This window comes from Methanosarcina acetivorans C2A, assembly GCF_000007345.1.
Classification (GTDB): Archaea; Halobacteriota; Methanosarcinia; order Methanosarcinales; family Methanosarcinaceae; genus Methanosarcina; species Methanosarcina acetivorans.
In genome coordinates this window covers 4,193,294-4,207,050 of sequence record NC_003552.1, presented here as the reverse complement: position 1 = coordinate 4,207,050, position 13,757 = coordinate 4,193,294, and the positions used below count along the sequence as shown (strand labels likewise).

At 42.8% G+C, this 13,757-nt stretch carries 13 protein-coding genes; 5 read left to right on the top strand and 8 right to left on the bottom strand.

All coding sequences use genetic code 11. From position 1 onward, the window contains the following. Positions 1–16: 16 nt before the first annotated feature. Positions 17–571, bottom strand: a complete 555-nt coding sequence (locus MA_RS17765) for an NTPase (RefSeq protein WP_011023327.1) — start codon at positions 569–571, stop codon at positions 17–19. 205 nt (positions 572–776) lie between these two features. On the opposite strand from MA_RS17765, the gene MA_RS27395 reads away from it, so the two are divergent. Then, positions 777–932, top strand: a complete 156-nt coding sequence (locus tag MA_RS27395; RefSeq protein WP_157860304.1) for a hypothetical protein — start codon at positions 777–779, stop codon at positions 930–932. Between the two features lie 344 nt (positions 933–1,276). Here MA_RS27395 and MA_RS17760 read toward each other — a convergent pair whose 3' ends face one another. Both MA_RS17760 and MA_RS17755 read right to left on the bottom strand, forming a co-directional pair. After that, entirely contained in the window at positions 1,277–1,639 is a 363-nt protein-coding gene (locus MA_RS17760) for a hypothetical protein (RefSeq protein WP_011023326.1), read from the bottom strand. A gap of 135 nt (positions 1,640–1,774) precedes the next feature. Beyond that, the gene (locus MA_RS17755) at positions 1,775–2,272 is read right to left on the bottom strand and encodes a Holliday junction resolvase-like protein (RefSeq protein WP_226990645.1); all 498 of its coding nucleotides are present in this window, start codon (positions 2,270–2,272) and stop codon (positions 1,775–1,777) included. A gap of 354 nt (positions 2,273–2,626) precedes the next feature. Here MA_RS17755 and MA_RS17750 point away from each other — a divergent pair, with 354 nt between their 5' ends. Together MA_RS17750 and MA_RS17745 are read left to right on the top strand one after the other, a co-directional pair. Beyond that, complete coding sequence (locus MA_RS17750; RefSeq protein ID WP_011023324.1) at positions 2,627–3,673, top strand: hypothetical protein; 1,047 nt, start codon at positions 2,627–2,629, stop codon at positions 3,671–3,673. Continuing rightward, the gene (locus tag MA_RS17745; RefSeq protein WP_011023323.1) at positions 3,674–4,612 is read left to right on the top strand and encodes a mechanosensitive ion channel family protein; all 939 of its coding nucleotides are present in this window, start codon (positions 3,674–3,676) and stop codon (positions 4,610–4,612) included. 679 nt (positions 4,613–5,291) lie between these two features. Here MA_RS17745 and MA_RS17735 read toward each other — a convergent pair. The 4 genes from MA_RS17735 to MA_RS17720 all read right to left on the bottom strand — a co-directional run bounded on the left by MA_RS17735 (position 5,292) and on the right by MA_RS17720 (position 10,481). Then, positions 5,292–6,407 carry a PGF-pre-PGF domain-containing protein gene (locus MA_RS17735; protein WP_011023322.1) on the bottom strand — a complete coding sequence of 372 codons (1,116 nt, stop codon included), beginning with the start codon at positions 6,405–6,407 and terminating at the stop codon, positions 5,292–5,294. Beyond that, positions 6,404–7,225: a hypothetical protein gene (locus MA_RS17730; RefSeq protein WP_011023321.1), complete on the bottom strand. Its 822-nt coding sequence runs from the start codon at positions 7,223–7,225 to the stop codon at positions 6,404–6,406. The genes MA_RS17735 and MA_RS17730 overlap by 4 nt, the downstream gene beginning before the upstream one ends. Positions 7,226–7,279: 54 nt before the next feature. Next, positions 7,280–7,972 carry a hypothetical protein gene (locus MA_RS17725; protein ID WP_011023320.1) on the bottom strand — a complete coding sequence of 231 codons (693 nt, stop codon included), beginning with the start codon at positions 7,970–7,972 and terminating at the stop codon, positions 7,280–7,282. A gap of 91 nt (positions 7,973–8,063) precedes the next feature. Then, positions 8,064–10,481, bottom strand: a complete 2,418-nt coding sequence (locus MA_RS17720) for a hypothetical protein (protein WP_193589506.1) — start codon at positions 10,479–10,481, stop codon at positions 8,064–8,066. 910 nt (positions 10,482–11,391) lie between these two features. Between MA_RS17720 and MA_RS17710 the strand changes: the two genes are divergently transcribed. Both MA_RS17710 and MA_RS17705 read left to right on the top strand, forming a co-directional pair. Beyond that, a complete protein-coding gene (locus tag MA_RS17710) occupies positions 11,392–12,174 on the top strand; it encodes a DUF1670 domain-containing protein (protein WP_011023319.1) in 783 nt (260 codons plus the stop codon). A gap of 35 nt (positions 12,175–12,209) precedes the next feature. Next, the gene (locus MA_RS17705; RefSeq protein ID WP_157860303.1) at positions 12,210–12,944 is read left to right on the top strand and encodes a DUF1670 domain-containing protein; all 735 of its coding nucleotides are present in this window, start codon (positions 12,210–12,212) and stop codon (positions 12,942–12,944) included. A gap of 366 nt (positions 12,945–13,310) precedes the next feature. On the opposite strand, the gene MA_RS17700 is transcribed toward MA_RS17705, so the two are convergent. After that, positions 13,311–13,496, bottom strand: a complete 186-nt coding sequence (locus MA_RS17700; protein WP_048065691.1) for a hypothetical protein — start codon at positions 13,494–13,496, stop codon at positions 13,311–13,313. Positions 13,497–13,757 lie beyond the last annotated feature (261 nt).

Here is a 13,757-nt window from a genome sequence, read left to right as displayed (position 1 = left end):
ACGCGAAGAATCAGTTTCAGCCCAATTTCCTGAGGAAACGATTTGTGATTTTTTCAGGTAATTCATCCCGGTTCCCCTTATCAACCGTCAAAACCTCAAACCCTTTTCTAAACCTCTGCGCAAGCGGATGCCTGCTTGAATGGTGAAGCACAGCCAGAACAGGTTTATCTGATTCCAGAACTTCCTCAACCGCAGAAACGAAAGATTGAGATATAAGCTCCATCGGCCCTATCTCATCTATGACTACCAGATCGCAGGCAAGGGCGTTCCTGACCGCGTTTGCTCCGATCCTCTCAAGGTCGTCCAGGTTGACGTGATATTTTCCAAGCCTGGGTCCGCTGCCTTTAACGTGGCTAAGAATTCCTGTCTTTCCTGTCGCAAGGTCCCTGATTGAGAAGCCTTCCCTATGCCCTTCTTTACGGATTTCGGCGGTCCTGATGCCGCCTATTTTAAAGCCTGGCTTTTCGGCAAGTTTTTCGGCAGTTTTTGCTACGACTGTTGATTTCCCTACCCCCGGACTGCCTGTTACTGCAATTCTCAACATGGTTTTTTCTTTCCCTTCTATTCTCATTTCCCGGAAAATATACCTGGCTTATATAAACAAGCCGTTAACCCATTTTACGTTGACTATAAAAACATTGCAGAATATACTGAATATACAATAGAATTATACTGAATATACAATAGAGTAATACGCTGAATACACACCGAATACACATTGGAAATTTCTGTTATACTGAATGCTAACTTTAGCAGATCTAAAAGGGGTTGAAATTGTGACTACGGATCAGGAAATTCTTGCCAGATTGCAGGAGATAGAGAAGAGAATGGAAAAGATGGAAGCGGCACTGGAAAACATTAGCGGTGTCCTTAAAAAAGTGGAGCAAAATACATATTTCGGGTGCTATGTCGAGGGGGAAAAGCTGGAGTAAAAAGCGATACTGCGTAGTCCTCATGCTTTAAAAGTATTCTTACGTTTGCTGAAAAACTCAGCCCCTGTCGGCTTCTGGCTAGAAAAGCTAGCAAGTGAAACTGTCGAGAGAATTAAGATGAGTTCTGCAAAAAACCGGCAAGTAAAAAGACAGAAAAAAACGGAATGAGCAAAAAGAAAACGGGACAGTTATAAACAAATCGGGAAAGAGCTGCAAATAAGGGCTATGGATAGCGGAGTTAGCTCTTCGATAAACCGGATTTTGCTTTTCCCGGACTCAAACATTTTTTTCAGGTGTTTTTCCGACCTATCAATGATTGCTGTTTTCCATACCGAACTCAAATTTTACACACATTTCTCCGGGTTTGCTGCCTTCCTCTTAAGAACCTCCATCCAGTCAGGAGGCTGCACACCAGAATACTCGTATCCTAAAAGAAGAACATTGCTGAATTCTTCACCTTCAACCGGTACGGACCCGGTTACCTCATACGTTGGGAAAGGAACCTGAAGAACTCCTTTTACAGTCTCGCCTCCTTCCAATTTGGTAAGTCTGCTGAGGTTATCTGTGAAAAGAGCCTCTTCGGCATTACTTGCAGTCACGATAGGTACTGTGCGTATCGAATGATATATGCATGATTCGATTACAGCGAATCCCAGTACGAGCTCTTTCCAGATCATAGGTTTGTTATTATCTGTTGTTTCTGCCATTGTTTACCCCCCAGAAAGTTAAGTATTTGAATTTCAATAGATTTTGAGTTTATAGAAGGAATATGATCGTAATTGATAAGTCATTTTCTTCCTATGAACTCTTACTTACCAAAAAGGATAAGAAATTATTGGAATTCATTCCCTGTTGTGGATGATCTCGTAGCTGACTCTTCCTCTGTCAATACACTCCCTGACAAGCTTTTCTCTCTGGGAAAGAACTCCCGTTTTTCCGGACTTCACCTCAACAAAGACCACCTTATTCATTTTTCCTTCGGAAAGCCCGTCAAAGACGATGAAGTCCACAGGAGTTCCGAGGAACCTTGCATCTTTGGGGTTGTATTCAAAGTCAGGGAAATAAGGGATCAGGTGTTCTGTGACCTTGCCGCGGATTACGGCTTCGCTTTTCTTTACAGCGTCCTGACGGATTTTTTTCTCCTCGTCAAGTTTCCAGGTCCGAAAGAGAGTGTCGGCTTTTTCGGAAACCTGTCGTTCCATCTCCCGCGTTTGCCAAGCTTCATACAGGTCTCTTGCGCGGGATTCTACCCTGCCTTTCAATTTGATGTATTTGACGAGCAGGTACACTATAAGCAGGGCAAGGAAAAGGATAAGGGTTAAAATCATCCAGTCATCCACAGCTATTTCTCCGGGAAGGGTTGGGTTTTTCAATAAAGTAAATTAAGTGAGAAATAAATCTCGAAGAATAAATTTCAAACTCTATAAATAGCTATAAATATTTAAAAGTTCCAGCCGAATTTATTTTCTGCAAAATCAATGCCTTGGAAATATCTGTGACTGTCTTAAAGAGTCTTTTAAAGAGTCCTTGAAAAACTCCTCAAATAATCATTGAAAATAATCCCGTAAAGAGTCCTTTAAAGAGCCTTTAAAGAGCCTTTAAAGAATCCCGCCCCTGAAAAATAACTCAATTATGGAAAAATATTTGGCAGTATCTATTAAGTACAATACAGGGAATATAAAATCGGGGATACAGTGGGTACTCAGCATAGCGACTCTGGAGATTACAGCTTCGGTGAAATTCTCGGACTGAGGGAAGAAATCAGAGAAATACAGGCTTCAATTGCTGATTATGAGACAGGGAAAAAACTGAATATAGCCATAATAGCCGGAACTCTTGCCGGAAAGACGACTCTGCTTGGCGAAATAGAGAGGATAAATCAGAACAGGGCAACAGGAATCACTTTTTCCGAAATTGTCCGGGACAGAAAGGAGATTTCCATTCCTGATGACACTAAAAGGGTAGTGCTCTTTGATAACTGCCACTATCTGTACATGCGAAAGCCCGGCGGTTTTGACATCTTTTATGAGTTTCTTTACATGATAAGCTCTCAGGAAAAGCTATTCATCGCCACCTGGAACCTTTATTCCTGGAGATACCTGAGTGAAGCCTTCGGAATCGAGAGGTATTTTCCGGTACAGATCTTCATCCCTGCCTTCGAAAAGGAAAATCTCAGGCTCTTTATCCTTAAAAGGTATGGGAAAGCAGAAATCAGATTTGAAAACGATGAAGAGCCAAAAAAAGAGCCTTTCATATATATAGAAAAATACCCGCTTGAACTGTCCTCCCTGGGTAGGAAAATCTTCGTCCCTGTCCTGAAAATAAATTTATCTTATCTGAGGCACCGCTTCCTGCATGAGGAAGAGACACAGACTGCCGAAGAAATGGTGTTTGAAAAGATCTACTTGGAGTCAAAAGGTAACCCAGGAATTGCATGGAGAATCTGGGAACTCGGGCTTGATTATCCGGGGATAAAGCATGAAGATATAGGGCAGTTTTCATTTGATATCGATCTTGAGTACGAAGAGGCTTTCGTTTTAAGCCTGATCCTTTCATACCAGGCCCTGAAAAAAACCGAAATCGCCGAACTGATAGGATCTGAATTCAGGGCGGATGAAATTCTCTTCCGGCTCCTAACCGGGGAACTGATTTTTAAAGATGAAGGCGCTTCCTACCGGATCAGGCCAGAAGCCCTGCAAAGCGTAATTGCTTATATGGAAAAACTGAGGCTGGTGTGGTAAATGGTAAACGGAGATTCAGGCAGTCAGCAGCTTCTGGAAACCCTCAGGTCAATAGATACGCAAACCGTCGTAACCATGTTCCTGATTCTTGCCGCTGCCTACGTGCTCGGTAGGGTTATTACCGCCCTTATATCAAAGCTCTCAGAAAAAATGAGCCGCAAGGATAGGATAAAAGTAAAAATGATTATCCCTGCGGTAAAGTTTGGAATATATGTTCTGGCTTTTTATTACATCCTCAGGGAAATATTCAACATCTTTGGGCCCGAACTGCTCCTTCTTACAGGGCTTCTTGGTGCTGCCATCGGTTTTGGAGTCAAGGACCTTTTTGCAGACATTATAGGCGGACTTGTAATTACTTTTGAAAAGCCCTACCAGATAGGGGATAAAATCTCCATTGGAGCTTATTATGGGGAGGTTACCGATATCGGACTAAGGGCAACGAAACTGGTAACCCCTGACGACAACACCGTTACAGCCCCAAACAGCCTTATCTTCAACGAAACCGTTGCCAGCGGGAATTACGGGGCTTCGGAAATGATGGTTGTGATAGACCTCTATATCGCTTCAGAGTCAAATGTGGAAACTGCAATGAGGATCCTCCGGGAAGCGGTCGTGAGCTCAAAATACGTCTACATCTCCGGAAGCACTCCTGTTACCCTGCTCCACAAAGCTCTCCCTTTTTATACCAGGTTAAGAGCGAAAGCTTACGTCAATGATCTGCGGGATGAATTCAAGTTCGAATCCGATGTGCACACAAGAGCCTGGATAGAATTTCTGAAAAATGGTATCAGGGCTCCCCAACTCCATATCCTCAACCTTCCTCCAGTAAGGGAAAATCATGAATCGGATGCTCCTACTCGGAGAAATCTCAGGTCAAGTAAAGGAACCCGAAAAGATTCCGATTTTAACATAGATTTCAGTAAGGATTCCGGGTTATGAGCTCATTTATGCAGTTCTCAATTTCATGCATTCAGTCATTGTATGCAGTTCTTTAAACCGAACGTCAGAAATAATATTTTCTGTATCTTCTCCTCGCACCCAGGTCTATAACCGGCCTTCTTCCCGGAAAAAGAACTGAAGAATACTCCTACCGGCCTTAGGAATACTAACTTTTACCCCCGGAGACCGCCTTAAAATCAGATCTTATCGATGCTTACGCCAGCTTGTCTGACGCGACCCTGCAAAAAATTTCCTTCGACACCCGGTATAAATAATGACATTGCATTGGTCAGAAATATTGTAATGCAGCCCTCTTGAGCGAAGCTCACTTTTCCCATAATAGTCTGCTTGAGCGGAGCTCCCGATTTTTATCTGCAAATTAGTCTGCTTGAGCGGAGCGAAACAGACAGCGAACTGCAGAGTCGCAACTCTGCCGAAACAGACAGCGAACTGCAGAGTCGCAACTCTGCCGAAACAGACAGCGAACTGCAGAGTCGCAACTCTGCCGAAACAGACCTCGTTCTGTTGCGATTACATCGCAACTCCCAGAAAATCTATGATTTTCTTATGATCCCGAGGCGCAATTCGGGAAGCGAAACTCGGGTGGTGCAACCAGGGTGAAATATAAAAAAGTAAGCAGCTTTGGATGCTGCTTCAAACAGGAAATTTATTTTGGCATTTAGAACTTTCTTCTCATGACGCAGTATGCGGCTCCAACAGCTCCCAGAAAAGCTGCGGATTCAAAACCAGGCGTGGAACGCCAGCCTCCGCTTGAAGCCCTTGCGGGTTCGGATGCCACATCATCTCCTGCATCATCAGTCGGAACAGGCTCGACTTCTATCGAACCAGAATCGTCTCCAGCAACAATTACAAAGGATCCGAAACCTGGAGTCTTGGCTTCGAAGTAGACATAAGTGTCGCTTTCCTCGTCTAATTTCTCTGTATCAAGTTTATTCCATGAATTGTCATAGTACCAGAGGTTTAACGAATCTGCATCAATCTCGTTTTCCTCAAGCCAGGCCTTTTCGACTCTGAAACCGACAACTGCATTCTCGATATTATCAGAGTTTGCAATTCCTCCTGAACCCACCCAGATGTTTACGTTCTTATAGACCGTGCCTTCGGGCAGATTCGGAACCAGCTTGGATTGACCTTTCAGCATTTCGGCAATAGTAGTGATCTTTCCGAGAGTTTTCTTGGCATCAAACTCCACATACCTTATGCAGGTTACACCATTTGGAAAATCAAACCTTACATGTGTTCCGTTGGTGACAAACGCCTGAGAAAGCTCTTTAGCCTCTACATTGCTCTGGAGTTCGGGGGAACCTCCAGCTCCGCCGCTTGAACTGCTACCTGAGCTCTTATGTGAACTGCCGCCTGAACTCCCGGAGGTTGATACTACCTTTATAGAAGAACTTGCCGGGAGAACAGAGAATTCGGTTTTGTTGATATCTCTTAAAAGCCCCACAAACTGGTATGTTCCGGTTGATTCAGGAGCTTTAAGAGTATAGCTGAAACTCTCATCGTTTATCAGCAGGAAAGAAATCTTGTTCCCGTTTACAGTTACAGCTTCTTCCGGGAGAGTCGAGCTGACGTATGTGAATTCTGCAGGAATCTTTTCCAGAACCTGCCCGGCTACTCCATAATCAGCTACACTAATTGTTACCTCAAACACCTCACTGGTGCTAACGGAAGAAGGAAGAGTCCTTTCTGCACTGCCTGCAGAAGCCGGTACCGTGCATAAGACCAGGCTCAGGAGCAGCACAAAAGCAATTTTAAATTCAGGCCGTTTCATATTCTATCCCACCCGTCAGCAAAGTAAATTGCCAGAATTGCGTATTTGAGCCTGCTGGAGATTTCATTATTATTTACAATGTTTTTGATTTCTTCAGCAGAGAAAATCTTATCAGCGCCCCCAAACATTGTCGTAATCTCATTTTCTGAAACTACGGTAATCGAGATACTATCTCCATCTGTAACTTTATTCCCAAAGTAGTCCGTAGCTGTAAGAGCGAGTTTAAACTCTCCTGCCAGAGTGCTGCTCACATCGCAGGTGTAAATGCCTCCGCTTTCGGGCGTCAGGGAAACAACTTCTCCTCCTATGGGGGTGAGATCGATAGTTACCGACATAACTCCGGAAGTTTCATCCGAGATTTTTGCCCTGATAGTTGAGTAATCCTTTCCGTCATTCAGGATGTACACAGGAGATGCAGAGCAGCTTTCTATGATTGGAGATACAAACTCCCCTTCAAAAGTAAGATCGAGTTCCACTGGATAGGCACCTTGCTGGTAGGTCACGGAAACAGGCTCGGATTCAACGAAGCCCAGTTTGAAGACAATTTCCTTTCCGTTATCCTCCTCGGTACCCGAGACTAATAGCCGGTATTTTCCTGCTTCATCTATAGTATTACTGCCAGCAAGCTCGGAATCTATATAAGCCGAAATTATAGTTCCTGCGGGTACATCTGCACCATTCGTAATCAGCTTTCCTTCAAATGAGTTGGGAATCGAAGGAATAGTACTGCTGGCAGATGCAACCGGAACAAGGGATATGCCCAGTACCAGAATAACCAGGCATGATAAAACTCTTAAGTATTTGTCCTTGATGGTCACCTTATCACCTTGAGATTTTCACGTTACCCGTGCAGATCCTTTTAGAAAAATCCGTCAGGGTTTCCTTCTTGCTTCCCTCCCAAGCTTTGAGCCGAAAGTGAGCAGAATGAGGCCTACAACCGCATAAATAATCTGAAAACCTGGAGTACTGCTTGTTTCAGAGGATTCTTCGGAAGATTCCGCACTCTGTTCGGTTTCGGCACCTTCACCTGAATCGGCAACTGCATTTTCCGGGACAGTTTCCTGAATCTCTACCTCCGGTTGAGTGACTGAACTATTAATGACTTCAGCGCCAGAAGTTTCCGATTCGCTGGTTTCTACCGATCCGGAACTTGAACTTGATGTTGAGCTCTTTTTAGAACTCCCTGAGTCGGCTACGTCACCGACCGACAGTTCGATGGATAAAACCTGTTTTCCGGATTCCCAGTCATAACTCGCACCCGAATCCTCTTCATCCACCTTAAAGGTAACTGGCTTTCCCTCGTCCTCGGCTTCTCCGGGAATCAAGAGATAGAAACTTCCTGAGGAACTATTTATGATAGCCTCTTTTACCAGCTCTCCATCAAGGTAAGCTGCAACGACAGTGCCTGTGGGAGCCGGGTCCCCATCAATCAGGGCGACCCCCTCCACTGTCATTGGAAGCAAAGGAACTGCTTCTTCCTCTGCCATACATGTATGAGCAGCTGTTGAAAAAAACAACATAAGTACAGCTGTTCCCAATAAACTATTTTTTAATATCCTGTTCATGATTTACCTCCGATTGCTAGGCAAACAAGAAAAAAGAAAAAAACTTCAGCCTTAATGGCTGAAAAGTTGCCTGCTTTCGAAATTTCACCTCTTACACGGTGCCATTGAAGATATCATTGATAGTATCATTGATGGTACCATCGTCGGCTCCATCGTCGGTTCCATCGTCGGGAATTATTCCACCGACGTAGAACTCCACGTTTTCGACGGAAGCGTAGGTACCGGGTTCCTTCATGAAGACCCAGTATCCCTGTCCTGGAGCCATAAGACCATCAAATTCAAGTACTTCAACCGGGCATGGATCCATTTCTGAAACACCGTCTTCACCGACCAGGTCTAAGAATCCAAGAGAGATTGTACCGCCCCAACCTTCATTGCAAGAATACGTGATGAGGTTGGAGAACTTATACTCTAAGCCCAGAAGACCCTGCAATGAACCCAGAGTCTCGGACCAGTGTACAGGTACTGTAGAGGTGTGTCCTATCATCTGCCATCCACAATCCAGGTCAAGAGACGGAGGCACATCAGGAGTTGAACTGTCAAGTGACATTGGCTTGAACTTTATATTGCTCACGCAGGCTTCCGGAGTGTAGACCCAGTAACCCCTACATGGTTCGATGCAGTCCGGGAATACCCATTCACAACCGTCCCAGTAAATGACTGTGGTGCATTCTCCAAAGACCGAGTCCGGGTCGTCATTGAATGCAGCCGGAGTCTTGGGCACGGATTTCAGGTTCCAGCCTGCATCAAGCATGAGGTTCATGTCTTCGTATGTCCGGACAGGCCCGCAAACGGCAAAGCATTCGTCGTAGTTACCAGCCCAATCCAGGGCAATAACAGCTACCCAGTAGTCCTGACCATAAACGAGGGGTTCTCCAGCACACCCTCCGATATAGACGTCTGTATCAAGAGTACATACACCGTTGTCGTCATATTGGGATTCGAGTGGGCTTACAGCATCTGCCAGTTGCATATCCTCAATGCATGAGGGCTCGCATTCGCTGATTAAAACCACATATGGAGTAGAGAAAGGATCGGCCGGGTCAAAGCAAAGATCGTCTTCTAAGTTATTATCCCAGCTAACGTACAGTCCGGGCTCATCATATGTATAGTACCATGTAGTCGCGCTCAGAGCGTCAACAACACACAGGTTTGCCACGGCAGCCGGAGCAGTACAGTCAACAGAGAAAGAACATGGATCAGGTAGATATTCCCTGCCTGCACAATCAGTGATACACACGGTCCAGAGAATATCTATGCCTTCATCCACTTCTACATTCACGGAATAGCAGTTAACCTCGTCTTCACCGATAACGCACGTGCCCTCCTTTACTACCTCGCCGTCAATAAGCAGTTCGTAATCGAAAGGCAGCCCTGCTCCTCCTGAAACACTGAAGTTAAATTCCGGACATGCAGAAACGAACTCACCATCCGCCGGGAAATTGAGACTGACTATAAGCTCTTCGCAGTTGACATAGAATTCCCGGACTTCACTCGTAAAGCAATTTCCTGCCAGATCCTCAATTTCAACGTACCAAGCATAAGCCCCGTCCTCGAAGAAGCCAGATGGAACGTCTATGGTTACGAGCTCTTCAGAGGGCATAATCCCGGACATTTCCTCAACAGGTTCTCCGTTGATGTACACCTGGTAATACAGCTCCAGATCACAGTCACCAGAGAAATCATCCTCAGCGGTGAAACTGAATGTCATGAAGGGATCGAGATATGCGCTGATGACGCAGCTGGCTTCCGGGGAAACAAGTACTGCACTCGGACAGTCGGTGTCCACGTACAGGTCGAAGTCTTCAGAGATACAAATATTTCCTGCTTCGTCTTCGAGTTCGATTCTCCATTGATAATAGCCATCATCCAGCTCAGGCTCATATATTACATATCCGTCACAATCCACAACCCCTGCTTTCTTCTCAATACCATTGATAAAGATGGCATAGGCAATTGTATCGCTCAGTTTATCGACGGCTTGGATATTGAAGCATACACAATTTGTATTGACACCAATATCCGGTTCAATTATAATAAACTTCGGAGCTTCGTTGTCAATCACAAAGGCGTAATAATCAGTTTCCTCAACCTCTTCAATCACAGGATAACCTTCTAAGATGGTTCCATAGTCGTCGAGGATGACTCCAAAGTCGTCGAAGAGAGCTCCATAAGCAAAGTCCCCATCTAAGATGGCTCCATATACTATCACGTCAACCGCATCGTTTACATCGCCTTGAACGGGATATGTACCACACCAGACAGTACCACTGTCATCCTTTGGAGTCATTACGATGACGGTGGGATTCGGATCGTAGTCACAAACAGTAAAAGCCGCATAATTGACGGGTTTGTTGAAGGTTACAGTGGTTTCTACAACGTCTCCCGCCGCGAAAGGACCTTCGTCGCTGTAGACGATACTATCAACGCACAGATCAACTGGAAGCGATACAGTATCTGTATTCTCCGTATCTTCTATTGCACTTGCTGTTCCTGCTAAAAGGAACATAATTAGCAGTGCACCAAATAACATTATTTTCTGTTTCATATTCTGCACCTAGATTCCGCAAATGTTCAATTTTATTTTGAGTCCAACATTGAGTATTATATAAGATTAAATAAATTATTGAAGTCGCGAGTTGTAGCAGATTCCAGTTAGCTTGAACACAATCCTATAAACAGTCTAGAAATTCTGAAATTAATTATTGGTTAAAAATTAAATAAAACAAGACTGTAGGAAATTTACAGTTTTTAATTATAAAACTGTTTTGCGCCTCACCTCCTGAAATTAATTAATCTAACCAATTTTACCTCGATTAGTAGATCAAAAAGCCAACACCTTTCCAAGACCGTTTTCAGGCAGGAATGTGTTAGCTTCTCCCTCCGGAGCGGCAAGTTGTAACCCCAATTCTTGCGCAGCAGGGGAATTATGAACCAACCCCGTTTTTATTGTCTGAGCTGACCCATCAGCCCGGCCATCAGACATATACCTATTAATTGCAAACCACAAATTCGCCGTCAGGCAAATCCCCATGAATTATTAACATTTCACATTTAATATAGTATATGTCTTTTTATATTATCCTGTGACGATAATATGGATTAACTTATGCAAATATTTGATATAAATCTTTCTAAAAATTATTAGATATAAAATATAGTCCGATATATAAAATATACAGATAATAATAAAATTTTTCTGAAAGTTGATTTTTAAAAATTAGAATATTTATAAGTAACCGCAAAGAAAATATATACAAGTAAACATTCTTCACGAAAAGAGTTCATCAGAAAGAAGGGGAAAAATACTGGAAACTAAGGGAGTAAACTTCTCCTTCTAATAAGTATATACTCACAAATTTAAATGTGAAATGCGGACATACGTCAGATTGGCCCTTATATAATTAGGAGTCGAGGCCATGAAGGATGTCCATCGTTTAGATGTCAAAAGTGCTGAACAGAATTTTCTCTCCGAAATTGAGTATGACTTTGAACTTGCGCCTGGAGTTACCAGGTCTATTCTTGAGTCGGTCAAATATCACTTTGACCCGGAATATTTTCACGATAATGGACTCAGTAAAAATAGAGTTCCCATAGACCTTGTTTCTTCTGATGAACCCGCAGGAAAACCGCTTATTAAATGCAAACTTGTAACTGTTTGGATAACCCTCGTCTCAAAGACTGATCTTGACGTTCTATCGGAATATGGAGTTGCTGCACTCAGAAAAGCAAAGATGCTTCGCTATGCAGAGGAAGCATATGATCAGGATGCTCTGTTTACTCACGAAGATTTAGCTTCCCTGCTTACCGTAAGTGAGCGAACAATACAGAGAGATGTAAAGGAGTATGAGGCACAGGGAATTGTCGTTCCCACAAGAGGTTACATCAAAGATATCGGTTCTGCAGTCTCTCACAAAACAAAAGCTGTAAAACTGCTATTGCAAGGATCACAACCTTCTGAAGTTGCCAGAAGAATGCATCACAGCATAAGGAGTATAGAACGGTATCTTCAATCTTTTGAACGTGTCGTATATCTCAATGAAAAAGGGTTATCAAATGCGGAAATACGTTATTCTGTAGGGATATCTGAAAGACTTGTAGAGGAATACATGCAGCTCTACAACAGATTCAAAGACAAAGGAAGTCCCATCTTAAATGAGATAAAATCAGAGGTCAAAACAAGCTTCGAAAAAAAGAGGTGAAAAAGATGATGAACCAGGTTTCTCCTTTTTCATCTATGCTCAGGAAGACCTTTGATAGTGCTCTGGAATATCTGCTTTATACCGAATATAGGTTTCTTGGAGGAAAAAGAGTAGTAAAAATGATTGTTAATGACGTAAAAGGCTTAATAGACCAGTTTTTTCCGGATAACCTTGAAGTTGGTCAGGTGATATGGCCTGCGGTAAGCGTAGATGAGTCACAGGAACAGCATAAAAAGATAGAAGATCATAAAATAATTCCAGTCAGGTTAAACCTGGTAACCAGAGAGGATATGGAAAAGTTAGAAAAAAAGGTAAAGAAAACTGAGATAGAAAAAGCAAGAGCAGTAAGGCTATTTAACGAAGCTTATGAACAGGGAGCTTTGTTAACCCAAGCTGACGTAGTAGTTTTACTTGGAAAATCAATCCCTACAGTGAGTAAATACGTACAGCAGTATCAAAATGAGCATGATGAGGTACTTCCAACGAGAGGAAATATTCACGATATAGGTCCTGGAATTACACATAAAGGAATTATTGTGAGGAAGAAGCTCGAAAAGAAATCAACAAGCCAGATCGCAAAGGAAACAAATCATAGTCCGGAAGCAGTGGATAGGTATATCCGCGATTATGGAAGGGTGAAAATGCTCATCGGAAAAAGAATGACGGTGGAAGAGATATCATATGCAACAGGGATAAGCAGAGGAGTTGTAGAGCAATACAGGGAATTACATAAACTGGAAAACGATATCAATAGCGACAAAAAAGAATAAATAAATTGATGGTGAAAAGGAAACTATAAATACGGGCTAAATACGACATATGTCAGGATAGTAAATTAAAAACAGAAATTCATTGGTCATCGGTTAAGGAATTTTCTTGCCTGAAGGATATCGATTTTGCACCAAAAGTCGCCTTAAATTTTGTCCTTTTTACATGAAATCGATACCCAGTTCCAACTCTCAATGGGATACAGTTTTTGAGAACTGTTACGAAAATGGAGGCAATTTATCATGATTCCTCACTTAACCGAAGACGCATGAACAGAAATTAAAAACAGAAATTAAAAACAGAAATTAAAAATGAAAAGGTAGAAAAAACTTAAAAATTGTTACGAAACAGTTAAAAAATGAATTTAGTTACAGAGATATGACCTCTGCCTTCTGCCGTTTGAAAATAGCAGTTACTGTTCCTTCATCATCAATGTCATCTTTAACCATAATCAGTTCCCAGCCCTCGTTCCCGATTTTTTCAAGGTCGCTCATCATTTGTGGCATATGCACACCATGAATCCTGCGAGAATCATATTCCCATAGATGTATCATTCAATACCCCTCCTAACAATAAAGAGAAACTTTGTGATGTAAATTATTGCAATAAAACTATAAATAACCAGAACAAAAAGAAAAAAGCAACCTGGTTTCTGTATTAAATAAAACTATACCTGAGTCTTAAACAGAGCTATATCTGAACCTTAAACAGGGACATCTAAGAGCCTATCCGAAAAGTGTTGTGACCTACTGTAACTTACCATTAGCAATATGCAAAACCGAAGAGGAAGCCCTGCTATTATAGACCTGCTGTAA

What these genes read in the sequence shown, in the direction of transcription:
- MA_RS17735 (WP_011023322.1), bottom strand. Translation starts at nt 6,407, where the DNA reads ATGAAACGGCCTGAATTTAAAATTGCTTTTGTGCTGCTCCTGAGCCTG.
- MA_RS17725 (WP_011023320.1), bottom strand. Translation starts at nt 7,972, where the DNA reads ATGAACAGGATATTAAAAAATAGTTTATTGGGAACAGCTGTACTTATG.
- MA_RS17720 (WP_193589506.1), bottom strand. Translation starts at nt 10,481, where the DNA reads ATGTTCCTTTTAGCAGGAACAGCAAGTGCAATAGAAGATACGGAGAAT.
- MA_RS17760 (WP_011023326.1), bottom strand. Translation starts at nt 1,639, where the DNA reads ATGGCAGAAACAACAGATAATAACAAACCTATGATCTGGAAAGAGCTC.
- MA_RS17745 (WP_011023323.1), top strand. Translation starts at nt 3,674, where the DNA reads ATGGTAAACGGAGATTCAGGCAGTCAGCAGCTTCTGGAAACCCTCAGG.
- MA_RS17710 (WP_011023319.1), top strand. Translation starts at nt 11,392, where the DNA reads ATGAAGGATGTCCATCGTTTAGATGTCAAAAGTGCTGAACAGAATTTT.
- MA_RS17705 (WP_157860303.1), top strand. Translation starts at nt 12,210, where the DNA reads ATGCTCAGGAAGACCTTTGATAGTGCTCTGGAATATCTGCTTTATACC.
- MA_RS17765 (WP_011023327.1), bottom strand. Translation starts at nt 571, where the DNA reads ATGAGAATAGAAGGGAAAGAAAAAACCATGTTGAGAATTGCAGTAACA.
- MA_RS17700 (WP_048065691.1), bottom strand. Translation starts at nt 13,496, where the DNA reads ATGATACATCTATGGGAATATGATTCTCGCAGGATTCATGGTGTGCAT.